19 protein-coding genes are annotated in these 21,706 nt (G+C 55.6%); 7 read left to right on the top strand and 12 right to left on the bottom strand.

Features of this window, described 5'->3' with window-relative positions:
* The 3 genes from C8R21_RS06330 to C8R21_RS06320 form a co-directional block, all read left to right on the top strand.
* Positions 1-392, top strand: a 392-nt coding sequence (locus C8R21_RS06330; RefSeq protein ID WP_146162450.1) for an integrase core domain-containing protein, incomplete at its 5' end; no start/stop codon positions are given.
* 63 nt (positions 393-455) lie between these two features.
* Positions 456-1,121 carry a hypothetical protein gene (locus C8R21_RS06325; RefSeq protein ID WP_107761943.1) on the top strand — a complete coding sequence of 222 codons (666 nt, stop codon included), beginning with the start codon at positions 456-458 and terminating at the stop codon, positions 1,119-1,121.
* A gap of 332 nt (positions 1,122-1,453) precedes the next feature.
* Complete coding sequence (locus tag C8R21_RS06320; RefSeq protein ID WP_107761942.1) at positions 1,454-2,809, top strand: SIR2 family NAD-dependent protein deacylase; 1,356 nt, start codon at positions 1,454-1,456, stop codon at positions 2,807-2,809.
* Positions 2,810-2,904: 95 nt separating this feature from the next.
* Here the strand turns inward: C8R21_RS06320 and C8R21_RS06315 are convergent, their stop codons facing one another.
* Positions 2,905-3,582 carry a glycine zipper family protein gene (locus C8R21_RS06315; protein ID WP_258192285.1) on the bottom strand — a complete coding sequence of 226 codons (678 nt, stop codon included), beginning with the start codon at positions 3,580-3,582 and terminating at the stop codon, positions 2,905-2,907.
* Positions 3,583-3,593: 11 nt separating this feature from the next.
* Positions 3,594-4,133 carry a hypothetical protein gene (locus C8R21_RS06310; protein WP_107761941.1) on the bottom strand — a complete coding sequence of 180 codons (540 nt, stop codon included), beginning with the start codon at positions 4,131-4,133 and terminating at the stop codon, positions 3,594-3,596.
* Positions 4,134-4,373: 240 nt separating this feature from the next.
* Between C8R21_RS06310 and C8R21_RS06300 the strand changes: the two genes are divergently transcribed.
* Positions 4,374-5,825, top strand: coding sequence for a bifunctional 2-methylcitrate dehydratase/aconitate hydratase (locus C8R21_RS06300; protein WP_107761939.1), 1,452 nt, complete (start codon positions 4,374-4,376; stop codon positions 5,823-5,825).
* Here the strand turns inward: C8R21_RS06300 and C8R21_RS06295 are convergent.
* Positions 5,803-7,311, bottom strand: coding sequence for a hypothetical protein (locus C8R21_RS06295; protein WP_107761938.1), 1,509 nt, complete (start codon positions 7,309-7,311; stop codon positions 5,803-5,805). The genes C8R21_RS06300 and C8R21_RS06295 overlap by 23 nt on opposite strands.
* 10 nt (positions 7,312-7,321) lie before the next feature.
* A complete protein-coding gene (locus C8R21_RS06290; RefSeq protein WP_107761951.1) occupies positions 7,322-8,050 on the bottom strand; it encodes an esterase/lipase family protein in 729 nt (242 codons plus the stop codon).
* 446 nt (positions 8,051-8,496) lie between these two features.
* On the opposite strand from C8R21_RS06290, the gene C8R21_RS06285 reads away from it, so the two are divergent.
* Both C8R21_RS06285 and C8R21_RS06280 read left to right on the top strand, forming a co-directional pair.
* A complete protein-coding gene (locus tag C8R21_RS06285; RefSeq protein ID WP_107761937.1) occupies positions 8,497-9,261 on the top strand; it encodes an SDR family oxidoreductase in 765 nt (254 codons plus the stop codon).
* A 96-nt stretch (positions 9,262-9,357) separates the two neighbouring features.
* On the top strand, positions 9,358-12,198 hold the full coding sequence (locus C8R21_RS06280; RefSeq protein ID WP_107761936.1) for an aconitate hydratase: 2,841 nt from the start codon (positions 9,358-9,360) through the stop codon (positions 12,196-12,198).
* Between the two features lie 91 nt (positions 12,199-12,289).
* On the opposite strand, the gene C8R21_RS06275 is transcribed toward C8R21_RS06280, so the two are convergent.
* The gene (locus C8R21_RS06275) at positions 12,290-13,066 is read right to left on the bottom strand and encodes a Crp/Fnr family transcriptional regulator (protein WP_107761935.1); all 777 of its coding nucleotides are present in this window, start codon (positions 13,064-13,066) and stop codon (positions 12,290-12,292) included.
* A gap of 488 nt (positions 13,067-13,554) precedes the next feature.
* On the opposite strand from C8R21_RS06275, the gene C8R21_RS06270 reads away from it, so the two are divergent.
* Positions 13,555-14,178, top strand: a complete 624-nt coding sequence (locus C8R21_RS06270) for a hypothetical protein (protein WP_112893092.1) — start codon at positions 13,555-13,557, stop codon at positions 14,176-14,178.
* 114 nt (positions 14,179-14,292) lie between these two features.
* Here C8R21_RS06270 and panC read toward each other — a convergent pair whose 3' ends face one another.
* The 7 genes from panC to recG all read right to left on the bottom strand — a co-directional run bounded on the left by panC (position 14,293) and on the right by recG (position 21,651).
* Positions 14,293-15,132, bottom strand: a complete 840-nt coding sequence (gene panC, locus C8R21_RS06265) for a pantoate--beta-alanine ligase (RefSeq protein ID WP_107761933.1) — start codon at positions 15,130-15,132, stop codon at positions 14,293-14,295.
* A gap of 15 nt (positions 15,133-15,147) precedes the next feature.
* Positions 15,148-15,939, bottom strand: a complete 792-nt coding sequence (gene panB, locus C8R21_RS06260) for a 3-methyl-2-oxobutanoate hydroxymethyltransferase (protein ID WP_074973586.1) — start codon at positions 15,937-15,939, stop codon at positions 15,148-15,150.
* Between the two features lie 71 nt (positions 15,940-16,010).
* Positions 16,011-16,652, bottom strand: a complete 642-nt coding sequence (locus C8R21_RS06255; RefSeq protein WP_107761932.1) for a deoxynucleoside kinase — start codon at positions 16,650-16,652, stop codon at positions 16,011-16,013.
* Positions 16,649-17,161: a 2-amino-4-hydroxy-6-hydroxymethyldihydropteridine diphosphokinase gene (gene folK, locus C8R21_RS06250; RefSeq protein WP_107761931.1), complete on the bottom strand. Its 513-nt coding sequence runs from the start codon at positions 17,159-17,161 to the stop codon at positions 16,649-16,651. Before folK ends, C8R21_RS06255 begins: the two co-directional genes overlap by 4 nt.
* A complete protein-coding gene (pcnB, locus tag C8R21_RS06245; protein ID WP_107761930.1) occupies positions 17,158-18,573 on the bottom strand; it encodes a polynucleotide adenylyltransferase PcnB in 1,416 nt (471 codons plus the stop codon). Before pcnB ends, folK begins: the two co-directional genes overlap by 4 nt.
* A gap of 164 nt (positions 18,574-18,737) precedes the next feature.
* Positions 18,738-19,523 carry an ABC transporter ATP-binding protein gene (locus tag C8R21_RS06240; protein ID WP_107761929.1) on the bottom strand — a complete coding sequence of 262 codons (786 nt, stop codon included), beginning with the start codon at positions 19,521-19,523 and terminating at the stop codon, positions 18,738-18,740.
* Between the two features lie 49 nt (positions 19,524-19,572).
* Positions 19,573-21,651 carry an ATP-dependent DNA helicase RecG gene (gene recG / locus C8R21_RS06235; RefSeq protein ID WP_107761928.1) on the bottom strand — a complete coding sequence of 693 codons (2,079 nt, stop codon included), beginning with the start codon at positions 21,649-21,651 and terminating at the stop codon, positions 19,573-19,575.
* Positions 21,652-21,706 lie beyond the last annotated feature (55 nt).

The following is a 21,706-nucleotide window of genomic DNA, read 5'->3' as shown; positions in this document are numbered from 1 at the left end:
ACTTCGTGCTCGATGCCCTGGAGCAGGCGTTGTATGCCCGCCAGCCGGAGAAAACCGATGGCCTGGTGCATCATAGCGACAGGGGCTCTCAATACGTCTCTATCCGTTATACAGAGCGCCTCGCCGAGGCCGGTCTTGAGCCCTCCGTGGGTAGTCGTGGAGACAGCTATGACAATGCCTTGGCTGAAACCATCAACGGGTTGTACAAGGCCGAAGTAATTCACCGTCGCGGCCCCTGGAAAACCCGGGCATCGGTCGAACTGGCTACGCTGGAATGGGTTTCGTGGTTTAACCATCACCGGTTACTCGAACCTGTCGGTTACATTCCGCCAGCCGAAGCAGAAGCAAACTATTATCAGCAATTGGTCCAAAAGGCCACGGTAGAAGTTTAACTTAAACCAAAAAGCCTCCACGAAAACCGGGGCGATTCAGGAAACTCAATCGTTGGACTTACATTGAGCTCTGCGCTATCCACATGTCTCACCAGTGTAATATCTATTGCTATTCCCCCCGCACTGGATGACATAGCCGAGTTTGCACTTAAACTTTTGCAGCTTTATGTAAAGGAACTTGGAGTTGTTGCATGCAAGCGAGCAGAGTGTGAGGTTGCGATCATTGGCTTCTGTCCGGTGGAACATAAGCTGAAGATGTACTACCTCACCCCCTCAATCAATCAGGGCGAACTGGAATATAAATTAGAAAAACACCCAGACGATCAAGGGGATGACTTTGTCTTCCTGTTAGGCGCTGATAAGTCGAGGATAAGGAAAAACATCGAAGCCTTTCGAAGAGAGAGGTTGAAGGATATATCGTGGTGGAGGGCACCTAAGAATGTGATATCAGATGAAGTCGAGAATTCCGATAACCCTACAATTGGCGGACATCTGCAGCTAGGCATTTGCAATCAACTTGGCTTCCAAGTCTACTCGGTGTGCCGTCCTTATAGCCTTGGGGGCGCAGCATATCTAAGCTACCTTGGCCTGAATGTGTCCAGTGACTTTGGGCAGATTGGGTCATGCAGGATTGGAATGCCGGTATGCTATGACTCGAGTCACTACGCGAAAGCACAAAGAGGTAACCCCATGAGAGGTAACCCCATGAGTAGTGTTCAACAAAATTAAATACAAGGTAGGACTGCTTAATCTGGTAGCCGAACTTGCAGTGTGTCGCTTTGCAAATTGATGAGCTTTTCCCGTGATACCTTTTACCTATTAATCGGCGATGCATCGGGGCTACCTGACTCATACCTTTAGTGCAGACAATACTGTCTAATTCCCGCGCAGTGAGGCATCCAATCCCTGGTTCACGAGAGGGCAAGATAAATGGAGGGCATCAAGTTCGGTCAGGAAATGAACTATATTGATATGGGTAATGCCTTGCCGTGCGGAAAAGAAATTTATGACATTTCTTCCATCGTAGCTAAAAACATCGGTTAAGCACTGAGGAAGCAGAAATGCCGCTGAACCCATCCCTGATCCCTCATTCGTCAGAGCAGCACTCTGACTGGGAGAAAGCGCTGCATGGCGGCAACGATGCGCTGCTAACGCGACTTGCAGCCGATGATGATCCCGCTGCTGCTCTTCTGGAACTTGAAAGCTACATCAATGGGATCTACCGCGGCAGCCCGTCTCCCTTATCCAAACCGCTGCCGGATATCCGCTTGGAGGTGCGACGGGCGCTACCCTATGTGGATGAAATTCGGGATCGCCTGGGATGGCAGGTGCGGGATTTCGATCTCGGGCTGCTGCGCTTGATTCGTGGCTCGAGCACGTTATCGCTCGTGCTGGGGGCAGGGGTCTCGATGGACGCAGGGGCGCCCTCCTGGCCCGAACTGGTGCGTTTGATGCTGGAGGAAACGCTCGACAAGGGTCTGGAGTTCTACGAGTCCGTTCCCGCCGCTGACAATCCGGCTCAGCCGCCTATCGAGTTTCTTCCCGACGGCACGGTGCGCACGGGCGGAACGGGAACCTGGCGTTTCGAGCAACGCGTCAGCGAAGTGAAGCGCTATACGGCTGAGCAGGAACAAACCGCGAGGAACGTCCTTGCCGAGGTCAAGGCCAAAGATTCTTCAACCGATGTCGAGACGCTCATGCACGGGGCGCAGGTCTGCTACGATCTTTGCGGCCAGCACCTTTTTCGCTTGCTCACGAAAATCATCTATACACGTGCGAAAGAGCCAAGCGAAGTCCATCGGGTTATTGCCGAACTGGCGCAGGCGCAAGAGGTACGCGTGCGCGGTCCTGGTTTGTTTCCCGGATGGGATTCAATTATCACCTACAATATCGATGCACTGATGTCGGAAGCGCTCGCGGAGCAGAAAATCCCGCACGCCGCCTGGGCGATGAAGGGTGACAAGCTGCGGGGCAATCCGGATGAACTCGCTCAGAAGAGTTCATGGCATGAGCCTATCTTTCATCTTCACGGTTTTACGCCGCGGCGGCTGTTCATGATCACGAATGTGCGCTTTGTATTTTCCACTTCCCAGTACCTCACGACGTACAAAGGGCCGCGATCAAGGATATTGGAAGCGGTCTACGACGGATTCCTGGCGAATCCTGTGCGCATTGCGCTTTATATAGGATGTTCGTTTGCCGATGAAGCGATGAACGGCCTCCTGCGTGAGGCCTTCGCGGAATACCCGGGGCGCTATCACTATGCATTGCTGAAATGGCCGCGAGACCGGAAAGGAAAGGAGCCGGACAGGAGCGAGATCGAAGCCGAGTCCGCCAAATATCTTGAGTTTGGTGTGCGACCGGTTTGGTTCGATGATTTCGCCGAATTACCCGGATTGATCCGGCAGCTGCAATGACGTGCACCGCGATTTGCGATAACTATGCTGGAATCATTGGTGTCCTATTCTATTAATAGGCGCCCAGCCCTCGGATTTTCCGGCTTTCTGCGATATTAACGCCCGGGAGGTTGAACGCTTCTCAGTATCTTCCCTGGCGGTGGCGGGGGAGGAACGCCGGGCGGTGGCGGAGGTATGCTCACTGTTCCCTGCGGCCCGGGCGGCGGAGGCGGGTAGGAAGAGGAATAAGGCGAATAAGAAGGGGAGGTGTAACGACCTCCTGGATAGCTGTTCGTGACCTGGCCGTATACCGGCACCTGATGTCCCTTGGCATACATGCACTGCACGTAGGCGGCGTCATAACGATCCTGGGAAATCGAACCCGAGGCTCCCGCACTACCGATGCCAGCCAGGCTTCCTGCCAACGCGCCGGTACCGGCCCCGATCGCTGCGCCGCGCCCACCGCCCAGAGCAGCGCCAGCCGCAGCGCCTACTCCAGCACCTACGGCGGCGCTTCCCACTCCACTGGATATCGAAGCGCGACTCGGTGTATTTCCTCTAACCTGGTCATAAGCAAACTGCCGGCAGAGGTAGTCGTCGTAGCGGAACTCGTCGAAGCTTCTTCCTGTGCCCGGCAGGGCCATCATGCTGGGACCTGTTGGCATACCGACACAGGCGGTGAGCGAAGCGAGCACGAGCAGCGGGAGGCACAACCTCGGGGACAACTCCGGGAATAACTCCGCCCACCGGACTTTATCTGAAACCAGGGATTTCCTGAATATGGATTGGATCATGATGGTTCCGCTCATTGATCAGGTTGAGGCGCTACCTGCAGCCAGCCTTCAGTGCAATTTTTGACATAGGGATAATAGCCTTCGGGATTGCGGCAATAATGCCAGTAACTGATCGCCGGCGGTTGGTGTTGGGATTGGATCCCCGGTGGCTGCTGGATGTAAACAGGGGGCTGTGCCGGCGTTACGACCAGTGGCGCCATAGGTGGATACGCGTAGCCGGGGGTGTAGCCATACCAGGGGGAAAACCCGTAAGCCGGATAGCCGTAGGGCGCGTAACCGTAAGGTGGTCCGTAGCGGTAATAAGGCGGATAGTAGGGCGCTCTTCCGTAATAACCCAGACCATAGCCGCCCCATACTCCCAGTCCGAAAGCCAATCCGGGGTTGCCCCAATGGCCCCCATGGTGGTGACCCCCGTAGGGACCCCCGTAGTGACCCCCGTAGTGACCCCCATAGTGACCCCCGTAGTGACCCCCCTTGTCTGCCCATGCCGCGGGTGCCGAAAACAATCCGAGTAAAATGAGGAAAGCGTACATGAATCCCATTTTTTTCATGCCAGTCTCCACTTTGCGATTCCAGCCATTGAAATCACTCCTCTCTTTCTATGTATGACTTGGACCGTTCCATGAGCAAAAAAAATTCTGGCTGGATCGATGTTAATGCGGATATAACGCATCACCGGCGCTTTGGTTGTCATGCTGGAATAATTCAACGTCAAGAAGGAAGAGCAGCTTCTTCTTTCGCCGCACAGACTCTTCTTGTTGGAGGCGCAGGCTCCTCTATAATATGTGCCCATGTCATCCGCGTCCTTCAACATCCGTCCCCAACCTGACCAGGTTCTGGTCGACATTGCAGATTACGTCGTAGGGCGGGATATCCAAAGCGATCTGGCTTACGCTACCGCCCGCCACTGCCTGATGGATTCTCTGGGGTGCGCCATGGAAGCGCTTGCGTATCCGGCCTGCACCAAGCTGCTTGGGCCGCTTGTGCCCGGTGCCGCCGAATCTAAGGGTGGCGCGAGGATTCCGGGTACACGGTTTCAGCTCGATCCGGTGGAAGCGGCCTTCAATATCGGCACGATGATTCGTTGGCTCGATTTCAACGATACCTGGCTGGCTGCGGAATGGGGCCATCCATCGGATAATCTTGGCGCCATACTGGCTGTAGCCGACTGGCTTTCGCGCAGTGCCACGAGCGGGAGGCAGCGACCGCTCATGCGCGATGTATTGACCGCGATGATAAAAGCATACGAGATTCAGGGTTGCCTCGCTTTGGAAAACAGCTTCAACAAGGTGGGACTGGATCATGTGGTGCTGGTTAAAGCCGCATCCACTGCCGTCGTAACGCATCTGTTAGGCGGCAGCCGCGACCAGATCATCGACGCGCTTTCCCAGGCGTGGGTGGATGGGCAGGCGCTGCGCACGTATCGTCATGCGCCCAACACCGGCTCGCGCAAATCCTGGGCCGCGGGGGATGCCACCAGCCGCGCAGTATGGCTCGCGCTGATCACCCTCAAGGGGGAGACAGGCTATCCTTCAGCACTTACTGCGAAAACCTGGGGGTTCTACGACGTGCTGTTCAAGGGAGAGCCTTTCAAATTCCAGAGGCCCATCGAACGATGGCGTTCCTATGTGATGGAAAATGTGCTGCTCAAGATTTCGTTCCCCGCCGAATTCCACTCTCAGACGGCGGCGGAGTGTGCGATGCAACTATACCCGCGGGTGAAGGATCAGATTGCCGATATCCGGAAAATAACGATTCGTACCCACGAAGCCGCAACCCGTATCATCGACAAGAAGGGTCCGCTCAGCAGCCCAGCCGACCGCGACCATTGCATGCAGTATATCGTTGCGGTGCCGCTTATTTTCGGCAGGCTTACGTCTGCCGATTATGAGGATGCCGTGGCCGCTGACCCACGCATCGATGAATTGCGGGACAAAATAATCTGCGTCGAGGACCCGCAGTTCACAAAGGATTATTACGATCCTGAAAAACGTTCCATTGCAAACGGTCTTACACTGGAATTCAAGGACGGCAGTAAACTGGAGGAAGTGGTGGTGGAGTATCCCGTCGGCCACAGGCTGCGTCGAAGCGAAGGCATTCCGCTACTGGAAGAAAAGTTCAGAATCAATCTTGCGCGCCGTTTCCCGGCCCATCAGTGCGAGGCAATCATGAACGCCTGCCGTGATCAAAATAGACTGGAAGCGATGCCGGTTCACGAGTTTATCGATCTGTTTGTGATTTAGGTGAGCCAGTTCCTGCTTCGGGACGCGCAATATCAGGCGCTCTGTGTTCCCTTTCGGTGAGATCGTGCTTGTTCTCCTGCGGGGAAGAGTTTGTATTCAGCAGTATCCGGAGAGTATTGAGCCTCAATCTCCACGAAGCGATAGTTGCCGTGTCTGCTGACAGGGCGGCCAGCAATTGTTCCACCCCATCGGTATGTGAGGCTTCGCAGGTGGAGAAAAAACAGTGAAGCTCCTCACTGTTCGTGATGCCTGTCCGCTGCGCGAAACCGGGATAATCTTCACGCAGATGGGAGGCCAGCCAGGCCTGATCGATCCATTGCTTCAACTGGCTATAGCTGAAGCAGGTGCGTATCGCCAAGTCCACAGGGTCAGCATTGCTGAGGTTTTCGATATTATCGAATCCTTCCCGCTCCAGTCTCAATTCATGCGAGTAGCTCATTCCTGCCAGCATGGAAAGCGGCAGCGCGCGGTAGCTCATCGCGGGGATGATTTCTCTCGTCAGTTTAACGACGATCCGCTCAATTCCGAGCGCAGCCCGTTTCGGATAGAAACCGAGAAAAAAAGCAACAAGGGGCAGCAGGCTCAATCTGGCAGGAAAGGGGACTTCCTGTTTCGAAAGCAGTTTTTCGCCATTGCCTGATCCTTCAGGAGATGTGGCTTCTCTGGGCTCCTCACCGGCAGGAGGCGTTGGAGGCGCTGGCGTTCCGGCATTCACGTCGGAGGGTGCAGCAGTTGAGGGCGCAATCACGTCGAGTTCGTGTGGCAGCAGCAGATCGAACGCAAAGGAGAGTACCAGCGCCAGCAGGCTTGCGACGATCATGCGGATGGTGCCATCGACGAACGTATTGGAAGTCAGGTCCATCGTGAAGTAGGCACGGACTACGGAGCCGATGAAATAGACGTAAGCACCGAGAAATCCGAACTGGAAAGCCGTCAGGTTGCGGACGAGGTGGGAATAATAGGAATCGCGATTTGTTTCATACAGCTCCATGAAGGGGCCCATGGTCAGCATGTTTGCCCCGAGACTGAAATCCACACCGAGCTCGCAGGAGGAGGAAACGGGCTTGAACAGCAGCAGAATGGAACTGCCGAGCAGCACGACGACAGTAGTCAGCCAGACGCTTCCCCTGTAGGTGCCAAAGGAAGCCCTTCGTCCCATCCGCTGGCGGATTTCACCGCGCCGCTCAGGTGGAACGTCGCGGTACAAACGGCATTCTTTGCGGTTCGCCATCTTCATCGTGTAGCTCAAGGCGAGCGATGGCACAACCAGAACCGCCACCAGGGTCATGATAAGGTTGTACTGGAAGAAGACCGGGTCAAACCAGTGCGCGACTGCACGGAAATCGCGGTGGGCGGCTGTACCGGGACCCGGGGTTGTCCCAAACGCGGATTCCAGTCCCAGGCTCACGATGAAGATCGTTGGTACCGCAAATACCAGCCAATCGTACCAGTGCATGTCCCATTTTTTGCTCTCGTTCGGATCCATACACGTCTTTTCAACTTTCCTTACCTTCTGCTGCAGCGATTGCTTGATTCGCAGCCTCGATCCAGAATTGGCGATGATTGAAAGGCCGTGCAGATTGCCTGTCCGGCAGGGCCAGACTCCAGCCCAGAAGCTCGATATGGTCGGCGCGCAGTGTTCCCCGAAATTTTCCCCATCCGGCAGAGGCCACGGGAACCATGCCGTCGTTGTCTTCCCGCATTACCTTGCCATAGGGCCGAAGCCAGAAAGGGAGTTCCCCCAAAGGACGCCAGCTTGCATAGGAGGAATAGGCTACATCCGGCCTATCCGGGATCTGCATCGCTTCGCATGCGGCGGGAGTCAGTTCGGCGAGCGCCGGATTCCCAATGTGTCGAATCCAGGCGGGAACAGGTCCTTTGGCTTCGAGGAACCATTGTGCCAGGGGCGAACCGCGATGCGGGGTGGAAACAGTAAGCAGGCTTTTTACACGCCGGTCCGGGTCGAGGTGGCTGATGAGATACCGGGCATCGAGCCCGCCCATACTATGGGCGACCAGGGCAAAAACCGGCGCGCGTCCGCGGAAAAGTTTGTTTGCGAGTATTTCCGCGCGTTCCGCTATGGTTCCAGCCCCCGGTACTTCCGGTATAAGGGGCTTGATATCTTTGCGGGCTAAGGCCTTTTCCACGCCGCGAAATTGTTCTATGGGCCCCCGCCGCGAGAAGCCGAGAAAGCCGTGCAACAGCACCACCGTTGGAGTTGTCATGTAACCATGCTCGCAATAAATGAACGCATCCAATGAGGCTCACAGTCGCGTTGCTGCCCACGTCTGTCAATTTATCGCGCCACGATATGTGGCAACGATATCCTGCCACCTTATTTCCTATTATAGGATATTCCGCATTCTGCGTCGGGCTGTATTTATGCAACCAACATGACGTGATCTCGCCGGTCTCATCGGCCCTGAATATTTTGTGACATGCCTGCCAAATCTGACCCGGAGACACGGTTTTACCGATGTAAGTAAATCCACAATGACATGTTCAGTCACTTCCTAAGGGGAATATAATTTGATGAGGGAATTAAACTCCAATCGGAAGCCGGATCGGGACGAGGACCGGGCCTGGATTATACCTTGGAGTTCTGAACGTGATTTCGACCGCCGTGCTGTTTACCCGCTTTGAGCGGCCGTATTGAGCGAGGAGCCGCAAAATGAAAATAGCATACGATATCAGCGGAAAGACCGCTCTTGTGACAGGAGCAAATCGTGGAATAGGCAAGGCGATTGTCGAGGCGCTGCTGCATCATGGTGCGATGAAAGTCTATGCAGCGGTACGCAACCCCGATTCCGCCAATCTGCTGCTGGAACACTTTGGCGACATGGTGATTCCAGTTCATCTGGATTTGGCCATGCCGGAAAGCATCACAGCATTGGGTGACAGAGCCCCGGATGTTCAGGTGGTGGTCAACAGCGCGGCGGTTTTCAAGACCTCAACCCCGCTGGATGCCGATGCGATAGATGCGCTCGAGATGGCAATGAAGATCAATGTGTACGGACTCATTCGCATGGCTCAAACCTTCGCCCCCATACTCGCAAAAAAAAGAGGAGGCGCATTCATCCAGCTCAATTCAGTTGCATCCTTGAAGTGCGCTTCAAATTTTGCGACGCATTCGGCATCCAAGGCCGCTGCCTACTCCATTACCCAGGCATTGCGCGAGCTGCTGGCACCGCAGGGTACGGCGGTACTGAGTGTACATCCCGGCCTGATCGCAACCGACATGAGCAGTACTGCCGGATTGGCAGGTACCGCTGCGCCTCCCTCTGTCGTTGCAGAAGGTATAATCGCTGCGCTGCGATCAGGGGATTTTCACCTTTTTCCCGACCCTATGGCTCAACGTATCGGAAATGCGTACCGGAGTTTTTCTGAAAATGTCATTGAAGCGGACATTGAAGAATACAGGGCGGAAAAGCAATAAGTGCCGGCGGAAGCAGTCCGGGCAGGATCCGTCCGGCAAGATCGATGTCCATGAGCGGCATCATGAAGATGCAGAAATTTTTCAAGGAGTGTATTTATGGCCCATAACCTGTTCAATACCCTGAAAGAGCTTTCGCTGCCTGCGGGCAAAAAGGCAAAGTATTATTCCCTGCCAGCTCTGGAAGCAGCGGGACTCGGCCGAATCTCCCGGCTGCCTGTCTCCATTCGCATCGTGCTGGAGTCTGTCCTGCGCAATTGTGACAACAGGAAGGTGACCGAGGCGCACGTAAAAAGATTGGCCGATTGGCAACCGACTGCACCCCGACTGGATGAGATTCCATTTGTTGTATCCCGTATCGTGCTGCAGGACTTTACCGGGGTGCCCCTGTTGGTCGATCTGGCGGCAATGCGCAGCACCGCAAAAAAAATGGGCAAGGACCCCGAGATGGTCGAACCCCTGGTGCCGGTTGATCTGGTGGTCGATCATTCGGTGCAGGTCGATTACTACGGCACCGATGACGCGCTCAAGCTCAACATGGAAATGGAGTTTCACCGTAACCGGGAGCGTTACCAGTTCATAAAATGGGGCATGCAGGCTTTCGATACTTTCAAGGTTGTTCCGCCCGGCATCGGCATCGTGCATCAGGTCAATCTCGAGTATCTCGCGCGGGGAGTGCATGAAAAAGAAGGCATTCTTTATCCCGACACCCTGGTAGGTACGGATTCACATACCACAATGATCAACGGAATAGGTGTGGTGGGTTGGGGTGTTGGCGGGATCGAGGCGGAGGCCGGCATGCTGGGGCAACCAGTCTATTTTCTGACTCCCGATGTTGTCGGCGTGAACCTCACGGGCAAGCTTTCCACGGGTGTCACGGCAACAGATCTGGTGCTGACGGTTACTGAACTCCTGCGTAAATCCGGGGTGGTGGGCAAATTCGTGGAATTTTTTGGCGAGGGGACCGCATCGCTTACGGTTCCCGATCGCGCCACCATCGGAAATATGTCACCTGAATATGGTGCCACCATGGGTTTTTTCCCGGTCGATGACGCTACTGTGGAATATTTCCGCGGAACCGGGCGAAACGAAGAAGAGGTCGCGGCCTTCCAGTCTTATTTCAAGGCTCAGGAGTTGTACGGGGTTCCACGCAAGGGTGAGATCGACTACACGCGCGAGCTGGAGCTCGACCTCTCCACTGTCAAGCCTTCTCTTGCCGGGCCGAGGCGTCCCCAGGATCGGATCGAGCTTGGCGATGTCAAGACTCGTTTTACAGAACTCTTTTCACGGCCTGTCATGCAGGGAGGTTACGGCAGGGATGCTGCCGCACTGAAACTTCGCTACAAGGTGCATGGCAGCGAAGAGTCTGACGCCGGCGCAGAGGTGGCCGACAGCGCCAGCGCAGAGCGGAACACGGCAGCCGTGAGGCCGGGGACTGAAAGAAACATCACGGAAATGGTCAATAACAGGCCTATTCTGACTCCGGCTGAAGCTCCTGTGTATGGCGCAAACGGCCTCTTCGATCTGGCGCACGCGGATATCCTGATCGCGGCCATTACATCCTGCACCAACACCTCCAACCCCAGCGTACTGCTTGCCGCCGGCCTGCTGGCAAAGAAAGCGGTGGAAAAAGGGCTGTCGGTAAAGTGTCACATCAAGACATCGCTTGCACCCGGGTCACGTGTCGTGACGGAGTATCTCCGGGAAACGGGCCTTTTGCCCTATCTCGATAAGCTTGGCTTCAATCTTGCCGGTTATGGCTGTACCACATGTATTGGCAACTCGGGCCCGTTGTCGGTGCCGATTGAAGAAACGGTGGTATCCAATGATCTGGTTTGCGCCGCGGTCCTCTCCGGCAATCGCAATTTCGAGGCTAGAATTCACCCGAATATTCGTGCGAACTTCCTTGCTTCGCCCCCTCTGGTGGTTGCCTATGCTCTCGTGGGAACCATGCTCAAGGATCTGACAGCTGAGCCGCTCGGATATGGCGAGAATGGTCAGCCGGTATGGCTGGCTGATATCTGGCCGCGAGATGACGAAATCCAGAGCTTGATGAAATTTGCAGCAAACGGGGAAACATTCCGAAGGCTCTACAGTAATCTTACCCAGGATCATCCGTTATGGAATGATATAGCGTCTGTTTCAGGGGAAGTCTATGATTGGCCGGAATCGACCTACATAGCAGAACCACCGTTTTTCCAGGATTTCTCGCTGCAACCCCGCCCGCATAACGAGATCCGGAACGCGCGGGCACTTGCCATCTTCGGAGATTCGGTAACGACCGACCACATCAGTCCTGCCGGCAGTATCAAGGATACTTCTCCGGCGGGAAAATACCTGCTCGCAAGCGGTGTATCCAGGGCTGATTTCAATAGCTATGGAGCGCGGCGCGGCAATCATGAGGTCATGATGCGCGGAACATTCGCCAACGTGCGCATCAAAAACCTGATGATTCCCGGCAGCGAAGGAGGTATAACCCTGCATCAGCCGGATGGCGAGCAGATGAGCATCTACGATGCGGCCATGCGCTACGTTGCAGACGGCGTCCCCACGCTGGTATTCGGGGGAGAAGAATATGGCAGCGGATCGAGCCGCGACTGGGCGGCAAAGGGAACACAGCTACTGGGGGTCAGGGCAGTCGTTGCGAAAAGTTTCGAGCGCATCCATCGCAGCAACCTGATCGGCATGGGCGTACTGCCGCTACAGTTCAAAGGCGACGACAGCGTGGAATCGCTCGGTATTCAGGGAAATGAAGCATTCGACATCGAGGGGTTGAGCAGCATCCGCCCGCAGCAGGATGTAACGCTTGTTATACGCGACAATACCGGCTCACGCCGGGAAATCGACCTGCTGTGCAGGATAGATACCGGCATAGAGATCGACTACTACCAGCATGGGGGTATATTGCCTTATGTTCTTCGTGAACTCATGAAGGCGTGAATGCAAAGATGCGGCGGCAAGGCCGGGTGACTCGGCTCGAACTTGGGTCGGGGAGGAAAACCGGTTCTTGCCGAGCAACCCGGGGCTCTCCTCAGCTTACCGGCGACAACTCTTCGTTTGTATCCCTCTTTGTAAAAGTTTGAGCAGGCTCGACAATGGAGGGGTTCCATAGCAGCCGGTCATACTCGTCATTTACCACGGAATAGCATTCACATACGGAATCTTCCAGTTCTTCCCGGTCCATTACGGCTATATGTCCGCGGCTATACTGTATTGCACCGATCGTCTGCAGCTTGAGCGCGGCCTGCGTCACGCTCTCCCGCCGCACCCCCAGCATGACGGCAATCTGCTCGTGTGTCATTTGCAGTTCATGGCCGGGCAACCGGTCGAGGTTCATCAAAAGGAAGCGGCACAACTGCTGCTCTATGTTATGGTGCCGGTTGCAAACCGCATTCTGCGCCGTCTGGGTCATCAGGGCCTGGGTGAAGCGCAGTACCAGATATTGTAATTTCCCCTGCCGATCGAATTCTTTTTTCAGCACACCGGTTTTCATGCGGTAGCCACTGCCCGCACTTTGTACCACGACCCCGGCAGGCGTACTGGTGCCTCCCAGCAATGACGAGATACCTGTCAGGCCCTCGTTGCCAATGATTGAAAGACGTACCGATGCGCCGCTTTCCACGCTGTAAAGCGGTGCGACGATGCTTGTGGTGGGAAAATATGAATGAGTAATAATCGCTCCCGGTTCATAGATTGTTTGTCCCACTGGCATAGGCATGAATTCAAGATAAGGGAGCAGTCTCGCGTAGTCCTCCGGTGGCAGGGCGGCAAGAAGTCGGTTTTGCTTCGGGCTGTGCGGTGAAAGCATCACAATATTCCTCCTCATGTCAGGCTGTATCGCCAGAATATGCCTTACTCATGTCTCTGTTGACACACTGTCCGGCGCTGGGCGAATCGTTATCGGTATTCCTTGTGGATTTCTTTTCGAGCTGGATCGGTAACAGCTCCTAGCTTATTTTCAGCAGACGCAAGCTGATCTACGGTATCACCGTGAATATAAGCAGTTATCGTGCCAATATTATAATAGACATTAAAACAATGGCTTATGTGGAAAGCTGAAGAATAAAACCCTTATCGCATTGTTGCTTGCCGGCAACAGGCCTCTATTGCCTGTGATTAATCGCTTGATTTTTCAGGATTATTTGATGTCTCCAAACAGAGACGTGAAAAAGACGTTTTTAATCAATTACTTTTTCGCGCACTTATCTATGACGAATCAACGGTGCGCGAGAGCGTGAAGTAGTATAGTAAGAGTATGATATAGGGGCTTACCTCCGATATTGACGAAGATCAGCAATGAAGTTTATGGGTACGAATCCGGTCAAGCGCGCAATAGTCCTGATCAACCTAGTCGGGGGGTTGGCTGGCTGCACCGTTTTCTCTCCCCGCTATCAGATCACCCATCGGTACGAACCCCCAACCGATCCGGCAGGCATCGTTTGCCTTGAAAAATGCACGCAAAAGCTGGAGATGTGCCAGCAAAGCTGTCAATCGACATATCAGGCCTGCCTGAAGCGCATCGAACCCCTGGCTGAAGAGAGATATAGAAAAGCCGTCGAGCGTTATGACGATGAGCTTGATACATACCGCCGGCGAATGCAGTTCGGATACTCCGGCTGGGGACGCGCCACACTGGGCTGGGGGATGGGGGGGTACCCATGGGGCTGGGGTGGCTATCCCTGGGGGTGGGGTTCGCCGTGGGGCTGGGGGGGAGGACCTTATTATGGCCTGGGCTACTCGTCTCCTTTTTTCTACCAGCAGCCTCCCCTCAGGCCGAATCGTATGCGGGAATTTGATCGGCTGCGCTACCAGCAGTGTGAAGTGGAATGCGGGTGTCAGTCGGTGCAGGATGCCTGCTTTCTGGGCTGTGGGGGCAGGAAAATCATAGAAGAGAGATGTATAGCAAACTGTCCGAAGTGAAAAACTGCCTCGGGTGGAGCAGAGTTTTCAAGGTTTCAAGGGCTGGCAAAGCAGGGTGTAGCGGGAAGAACTGGGGCAGCAGCGTGCCAATCGCTGAGTCGGCTTTCAGTGCCTCTATTCCTTTTTCGGGATGATTTCCAGGTTATCGATCAGCCGGGTTTTACCCAAGCGGCCTGCTCCCAGCACTACCATATTCCCATCCCTGGGCTGGGCTGGGGCCAGGGTATCTCTCTCGCGTATCGAGACATAATCGGCGTTCCAGCCGTGGGAGATAAGAGTTTTCATCGCGTTTTCCTCCAGTCCGGCAAAATTGCGATTGCCGCCTTCGATCTCCCGCTTCACTTGCGATAGCACCTGATACAGCCGGGTTGCCTCGGCGCGCTCCTCATTGCTGAGATAGCGGTTACGCGAGCTCAATGCCAGGTTGTCCGGGGCGCGAACTGTTTCGCCTGCAACGATCTCTATGGGCAAATTAAATTGCCGCACCAGTTCGCGTACGATATGCAATTGCTGATAGTCTTTTTTTCCGAGCACCGCCGTCTGCGGCTGCACGATATTGAAGAGCTTCAGCACGACAGTTGCCACTCCCCGAAAAAAGCCGGGACGGTACTTCCCTTCCAGCATGTTTGCGATGGGGGAGGGTTCCACCGTAAACTCTTGCGGCGCGGGATAAAGCGTTCTTTCTTCCGGCGCAAACACGACGTGAACGCCCTGCTCTTCGAGAAGCGCGCAGTCCTGCTCCAGCGTGCGCGGATATCGGTCAAAATCCTCGGTGGGGGCAAACTGCAGGCGGTTTACAAAAATGCTTGCGACTACACATTCCCGATGCTGACGGGCGACGCGAATCAGGGACAAGTGCCCCTCGTGCAACCCGCCCATCGTCGGCACGAAGGCAATGGAGGACTCGTGCCTGAGGCGTGTTCGTAGCGGTGAAATATCCGTGATGACGTCCACCTCGGATCCGGGCAGTCAGAATGTATGCTCGGCGCCAGGGAACTCCCCGGCTTTGACCGCTCTGATATAGTTTTGCACGGCCTCCTCGATGCTGCCGGCGCCCGTGAGGAAATTCTTCATGAACCTCGCCTTCTTACCTGAATAAATGCCCAGCATGTCATACAGCACCAGTACCTGCGCCGAGCAATCCTTTCCAGCGCCGATACCGATGGTGGGAATGGAGAGCGTTCGGGTAACCTGCGCTGCAAGGGCGGCAGGCACCACTTCCATCAAAAGCATTCCTGCTCCGGCCTGTTCGAGCGCGACCGCATCCTCCAGCAACTGCCCGGCTTCATTGTCGGTCTTTCCCTGCACCTTATAGCCCCCCAACTGGTTTACCGATTGTGGCGTGAGGCCGATGTGCGCGCACACGGGGATGCCGCGCTGTGTCAGGAACTCCACGGTTTCGGCCATGAGGGAACCGCCTTCGATCTTGACCATGTTGGCGCCTGCCGCCATGAGTTCGGCCGCATTGCGGAGGGTTTCTTCCGGACTCACCTGTGAGGTGCCGAAAGGCATATCCGTCATGATGAAGGCCGTGCTTGAGCCGCGCTTCACGCAAAGTGTATGGTAGATCATGTCATCCAGGGTAACCGGAAGGGTAGTCTCTTCACCCTGGATCACATTCCCCAGTGAATCCCCCACCAGCAGGATATCGACGCCTGCTCTTTCCAGCAATGTAGCGAAACTTGCGTCATAGCAGGTAACGATGGCAATTTTCTCCCCATCGTCTCGCATTTTTTGAAAAACATCTTGTGTGATACGCATGGTTCAGCTCCTGGTTGCGTGTATCGGATAGGTTATCCAACTCATTTTTAGATTCCTGTTTTCCGGCTTGCTCATCTTCCGAAATTGAAATATTCCCTGGGGCCGCGCATTTGTTCGACCTGTCTCAGCAGTAATGCAAAATCTTCCTCGCTATCAACGAAATTGAGATGCTCGCTGTTGATGATCAGAAGTGGCGCATCCTCATAATGATGGAAGAAGCGCGCATAGCTGTCGGCCAACCGCCACAAATACGTTTCGGAAATGTTTTGTTCATAGGGACTGCCACGGCGCTTCACCCGCTCCACCAGCGTGGCGGGTGACGCTTGCAGATAGATCACGAGGTCGGGGGTGAAAGCTTCGGGTTGCAGATGGTGATAGATTTTCTGGTACAGATTGTATTCTGTATTGTTGAGCGTCAGCCCCGCAAACAGCGGATCCTTATCCAGCAGAAAGTCGCTTATGGTCGTTTTCGTAAACAGATCGATCTGCGGCAGATCCTGCAACTGGTTGGCGCGCTGAAACAGAAAAAACAGTTGGGTAGGGAGCGCATATCGGCGGATATCCTCGTAGAATTTGCCGAGAAACGGATTTTCCTCGGGTTTTTCCAGCAGGAGCTGTCCGCCCGCATACTCCGCCATTCGTCGTGCCAGGCTGGTTTTTCCCACGCCAATCGGGCCTTCCACCGCAATGTGGCGGTATTCCTCAAGCTTCACGTGTCCAGCCCGCGTTTCAGCCGCTGTCCTTCACAGGCAGCAAGCAATTCCCTTATGTTGTCGCGCCCCGGTATGCTGCTGATCAACGCAATTTCGAGCAGGGGCTGCAATACGAACGCCCGTTCGTGCATCCTCGGATGAGGCAGGATCAAGCCATCCTCATCCAGTTGCAGATCATCATACAGCAGCAAGTCGAGATCGAGTGTACGCGGAGCATTGAGATACTCGCGCATCCGCCCATGCTTTTGCTCGATCCCGAGCAGGGCTCGCAGCAGATCCTGAGGCGGCAGAGCGGTTTCGATATGCGCGACCGCGTTGATGAAATCAGGCTGATCCAGACGCCCGATGGGCGCGCTGCGGTAGAGCGAAGAATGCGCCAGCAAGCGCGTAAAAGGAAGCTCACCCAGCTCTTCAAACGCTTTTTGCACATGCGCTACAGGTTCGTCCAGATTGCTCCCCAGTCCGATATACGCATGCGAGGCGATTCGACCGTTATCAGCCCCGTTCATGGGGCAAAATCATCCTGCTTCCCTGATACTACGTGGCCGCCTTCTCCCGTAGGGGCAGCGCCCGATTTTTTACGACTACGGTTTCTCCTGCGTCTCTTCTGGCTCTCATCGCTGATCAGCATGGCTTCACGTTCGCGGGAACCTGCATGCTGGAATGCTTCCCACCATTTACCCAGTTCCTCATCCACTTCGCCGCTTTCGCAACGCAATAACATGAAGTCGTAGGCAGCTCGAAAGCGGGGATTTTCAAGGAGCCGGAACGGTCTGCTCCCTGAGCGGTGGCCAAAGCGCGGCTGCATCATCCAGATTTCTTTCATGATAACGTCATACCTGCGCGGAATTGCCAGGTTCTTGTCTTGTACCGCCAGCACGTCATTCATCGCCAGATGCAAGGCGGGAACAGGCCTTTCACCTGTCGCCTGGTAAGCATTCCAAGAGGCGAGCACTTCGTGCCACAACAGGGCGGCAAACAGGAATCCCGGCGATACAGGCTTTTCCTGCCGCACGCGCTCATCGGTATTTTTGAGCGCGAGCGTGATAAAGCGCCCGCCCAGCGGTTGTTCCCGTATCACATCGAGCATGGGAAGCAGGCCGTGATGCAATCCGCGGTTCTGCAAATCGGTCACGCAGGCCAGCGCGTGGCCGGATAGCAGCAATTTCAGCATTTCATCGAACAGCCGCGAGGGCGGCACATGCAGCAACAGGGGGGCCAGTTCGCTGATAGGCGCGGCCGTATCGGCATCGATTTCCATGCCGAGCTTGGCGCCCAGCCGTACCACCCGCAGCATTCGCACGGGATCTTCGCGATATCTCCGTACCGCATCTCCAATGATGCGCAGGCGTCGTGCCTTCAGGTCCTCATAGCCGTTCAGATAGTCCCAGATTTCCTCGTGGATGGGATCGAAGAACAGCGCATTCACAGTGAAATCGCGTCGCCTGGCATCCTCCTCCTGGCTGCCGAATACATTATCGCGCAAGAGGCGCCCATGCTCGTCCGCATGCTCGCCAGCACTCAGCCCCCCTGTCTCTCCGGATGGGCCGCCGCGGAAAGTCGAAACCTCTACCGTTTCTGCTCCCCACATGACATGCACCAGCCGGAAACGGCGGCCAATGATACGCGAGCGGCGGAAAACAGCGCGCACTTCTTCGGGTGTGGCATTCGTGGCAACATCGAAATCCTTTGGCTCCAGTCCCAGCACCAGGTCGCGTGCGGCTCCGCCCACGATGAAAGCGGAATACCCTGCTTCCTGCAAGCCTGAGGTCACTTTAAGCGCACCGGAACTGATGTGATCGCGCGTGATGCCGTGTTGGTCGCGTGTGATGATATGCGGCTTCGTGGAGGAAGTGCGGGCGGAAGAGATGGAAGCGGATGTATTGCGGTTGAAGACGCGATCGATAAGTTTACGAATCATTGTGAATACAGATGAACAAGCTCCGGGATTTCGTCCTCCCGCGCGGCGAACTCATCCAAAAGGGGAAGATCAAGTGAGGGCAAACAGCCACTGCCGTCCACGGCCCTTGCTGGAAAAAGTGCTGAAGAATTGCTGCTGAGAAAAAGTATGCCTGAAATTCCAGATTATACACTCGGCACCGTTTGCGGGAAGAAATGGTGCTGCCGGCCTGCGATGAACTCCCCTAGATTACAGTGATAAAGTGCTTCAAGATTATCGCGCTTGAGCACTTCGTCTATGCTGCCACTCATGGCATGGCCGTCGTCGAACAGCAGCAATGCGTGGTCGCAGAATCTGACTGCCCAGCCGATATCGTGCAGCACCATTACGATGGAACTGCCCCGCTTCGCCAGTTCGCTGAACAGGATCATGGTCCCGAGTTGATGGCGCAGATCGAGGTGTTGCAAGGGTTCATCCAGCAGATAGCATTGGGGCGACTGGGCAAGCAGCAAGGCGATACGCGCGCGCTGGCGCTCGCCGCCGGAAAGCGTAACCAGTAGACGATCGGCAAGGCCGGCCAGTCCCATCTGCTCGATAGCGCGAGATGTCATCTCGAGGTCGTCCGCCTGCCAGCCGAACATACTGGCTGCATGAGGATGTCGTCCGAGCAGCACGTATTCGTACACCGTACCCCAGAACTCGCCGGGCTCATCCTGCAACAGAATGCCGAGATTGCGGGCGAGTTCCCGCCGGGACCATTGCCCAGGCGCCATTCCCGCGATGGTTACGGATGAATCCTGTCCCTCCTTCGCCTGGTGCAGCCCAGCCAGTGCGTGTATCAAAGTCGTCTTGCCGCAGCCGTTCCGGCCCAGAATCGCCCAGCATTCCCCCGGATTGACGGTGAGGTTCAGATTGCGGCACAGCAGTTTGTCGGGATGCTGCAAGGTCAGGTTTCTGGTTTGTAGAATCATTCACGAGTACGAAAAATCCGCGATGAAGAAGGGCATCGGGTCGCTCTTTTTATGCTCTCAGGTATTCGCTTTTTCTTCCCAGCCAGCGATGGAGATGGCGTTTTGCCGCTTCCGGATGATCACGCAGCAATTCTTCGGCGACCCTCCGCGCCGTGTCGAGCAAATCTTCATCCCGTTCCAGATCAGCGAAGCGCAGCATAGGCAGGCCGCTCTGGCGCGCGCCCAGAAATTCGCCGGGACCGCGCAGCTGCAGATCGCGGCGCGCTACTTCAAAACCATCGGTGTGCTCAAAAATTATCTTGAGCCGCTCGCGTGCGGTTGTGGAGAGAGGTTGCTGATACATCAGTATGCATACACCGCCGGCTGTGCCTCGTCCGATTCGTCCGCGCAGCTGGTGCAATTGCGCAAGGCCCATGCGTTCTGCATGCTCGATCACCATCAGCGACGCATTGGGCACATCCACACCCACTTCGATCACTGTTGTCGCTACGAGGAGATGGATTTCACCTCGCGCAAATGCTTCCATTACATGGGATTTTTCCTGAAATGGAAGCCTGCCATGCACCAGGCCGATTTTTAATTCCGGAAAAGTCCCGGTCAGTCCCTGATGGGTTTCCAGAGCGGTCTTGAGCTGCAACGCTTCGGACTCTTCGATCAGTGGACATACCCAGTAAGCCTGCTTCCCATCGCGGCAGGCCTCCCGCACGCGCGCCGTTACCTCGTCACGCCGGGCGTCGGCTACAAGCTTGGTCACTACCGGTGCGCGTCCGGGAGGCATTTCGTCTATTACGGATACATCCAGATCAGCGTAATAGCTCATCGAAAGGGTACGCGGAATGGGCGTTGCACTCATCATCAACTGGTGCGGCATGGAGTACGCGCCGGCTCCTTTTTCTCGCAATGCCAGCCGCTGGTGAACGCCAAAGCGATGTTGTTCGTCAATAACCACAAGTCCCAGCCTGTCAAATTCCACCTGGTTCTGGAACAATGCGTGTGTCCCGATGGCAAGCAGGGCGCTGCCGGCAGCAATATCGGCAAGCGTGGTTTCCCGTTCCTTCTTTTTCTGATTGCCGCCGAGCCACGCGATCCGCAGCCCGCGTGGCCCCAGCAGGGGGGCAAGCCATGCCGAGAGTTTCTGATAATGCTGCTCCGCAAGAATCTCGGTCGGCGCCATCAGGGCCGCCTGAAAATTATTTTCAATCGATTGCAGCACAGCCAGCGCGGCAACGATCGTTTTGCCGCTTCCCACGTCACCCTGCAACAGACGTTGCATGGGGTGGGGCTCCGCCAGGTCGCGGCTGATTTCGGCGAAAACCTTCTTCTGGGCTTGAGTGAGATCGAAAGGCAGCAACTTCAGCAGCGCCCTGGTCAAATCGTTTTTTGCCATCAGAACAGGGGCGCTGCCGTTACGCCGCTGCTGATAATGCACCCGCATCGACAATTGCTGCGCCAGCAATTCGTCGAACTTGATCCGCTGCCAGGCGGGATGGGTGCGTTCCTGCAAAAGAACGGACGACGCATCCGGTGGGGGTTGGTGCAGGAATAGCACACTGTCCTTGAAACCCTGAAGTTGACAGCGCTCGCGTACCGCATCGGGCAGCGTTTCGGAGAGAGCAGTCCCATGGTTTCCGCCATCTCCTGTTTGCAGCACCCGGGAAATCAGTTTGCGCAGTGCTTCGGAAGGAAGTCCGGCTGTAGAGGGGTAAATCGGAGTGAGCGCCTCCGGGAGGGGCGCGTCCCCGCGCAAAATCCGGCATTTGGGATGAACCATTTCAACACCGAAAAAGCCGGGACGGACCTCTCCCAGCAGGCGCACCCGCGTACCCACTGAATACGCTTTTACCTGACTGCCGTAAAAATTCAGAAAGCGCATGAACAAAACACCTGTTCCATCCTCCACCTGGCACACCAATTGTCGCCGCGGCCGGTACATGACTTCGCTGCGGGTGATCATGCCCTCGACCTGCACTGTTCGATCGGCAGGCATGGCATTGATGGAGTAGAGGTGCGTCTCGTCCTCGTAGCGAAACGGCAAATGCAGTATCAGGCTTGAAGCATCGGTAATGCCGAGTTTGATGAGCTTGTCCCTGATTGTCCCGCTGATGGGAGAGGTGGCGAGTGACTGCATCCGTCGTGGAAGCGCATTCCCTGGGTTAGCGCGCGGTTTCCTGTATCACGCCGTC

It is taken from the genome of Nitrosospira multiformis, from assembly GCF_003050865.1.
Classification (GTDB): Bacteria; Pseudomonadota; Gammaproteobacteria; order Burkholderiales; family Nitrosomonadaceae; genus Nitrosospira; species Nitrosospira multiformis_E.
The sequence above is the reverse complement of the archived record's forward strand: the minus strand, read 5'-3'. Positions and strand labels throughout refer to the sequence as shown.

Coding starts and splice junctions, on each gene's coding strand:
- C8R21_RS06320 (WP_107761942.1), top strand. CDS start 1,454: ATGCCGCTGAACCCATCCCTGATCCCTCATTCGTCAGAGCAGCACTCT.
- C8R21_RS06315 (WP_258192285.1), bottom strand. CDS start 3,582: ATGATCCAATCCATATTCAGGAAATCCCTGGTTTCAGATAAAGTCCGG.
- C8R21_RS06310 (WP_107761941.1), bottom strand. CDS start 4,133: ATGAAAAAAATGGGATTCATGTACGCTTTCCTCATTTTACTCGGATTG.
- C8R21_RS06300 (WP_107761939.1), top strand. CDS start 4,374: ATGTCATCCGCGTCCTTCAACATCCGTCCCCAACCTGACCAGGTTCTG.
- C8R21_RS06295 (WP_107761938.1), bottom strand. CDS start 7,311: ATGGATCCGAACGAGAGCAAAAAATGGGACATGCACTGGTACGATTGG.
- C8R21_RS06290 (WP_107761951.1), bottom strand. CDS start 8,050: ATGACAACTCCAACGGTGGTGCTGTTGCACGGCTTTCTCGGCTTCTCG.
- C8R21_RS06285 (WP_107761937.1), top strand. CDS start 8,497: ATGAAAATAGCATACGATATCAGCGGAAAGACCGCTCTTGTGACAGGA.
- C8R21_RS06280 (WP_107761936.1), top strand. CDS start 9,358: ATGGCCCATAACCTGTTCAATACCCTGAAAGAGCTTTCGCTGCCTGCG.
- C8R21_RS06275 (WP_107761935.1), bottom strand. CDS start 13,066: ATGCTTTCACCGCACAGCCCGAAGCAAAACCGACTTCTTGCCGCCCTG.
- C8R21_RS06270 (WP_112893092.1), top strand. CDS start 13,555: ATGAAGTTTATGGGTACGAATCCGGTCAAGCGCGCAATAGTCCTGATC.
- panB (WP_074973586.1), bottom strand. CDS start 15,939: ATGCGTATCACACAAGATGTTTTTCAAAAAATGCGAGACGATGGGGAG.
- folK (WP_107761931.1), bottom strand. CDS start 17,161: ATGAACGGGGCTGATAACGGTCGAATCGCCTCGCATGCGTATATCGGA.
- pcnB (WP_107761930.1), bottom strand. CDS start 18,573: ATGATTCGTAAACTTATCGATCGCGTCTTCAACCGCAATACATCCGCT.
- C8R21_RS06240 (WP_107761929.1), bottom strand. CDS start 19,523: ATGATTCTACAAACCAGAAACCTGACCTTGCAGCATCCCGACAAACTG.
- recG (WP_107761928.1), bottom strand. CDS start 21,651: ATGCAGTCACTCGCCACCTCTCCCATCAGCGGGACAATCAGGGACAAG.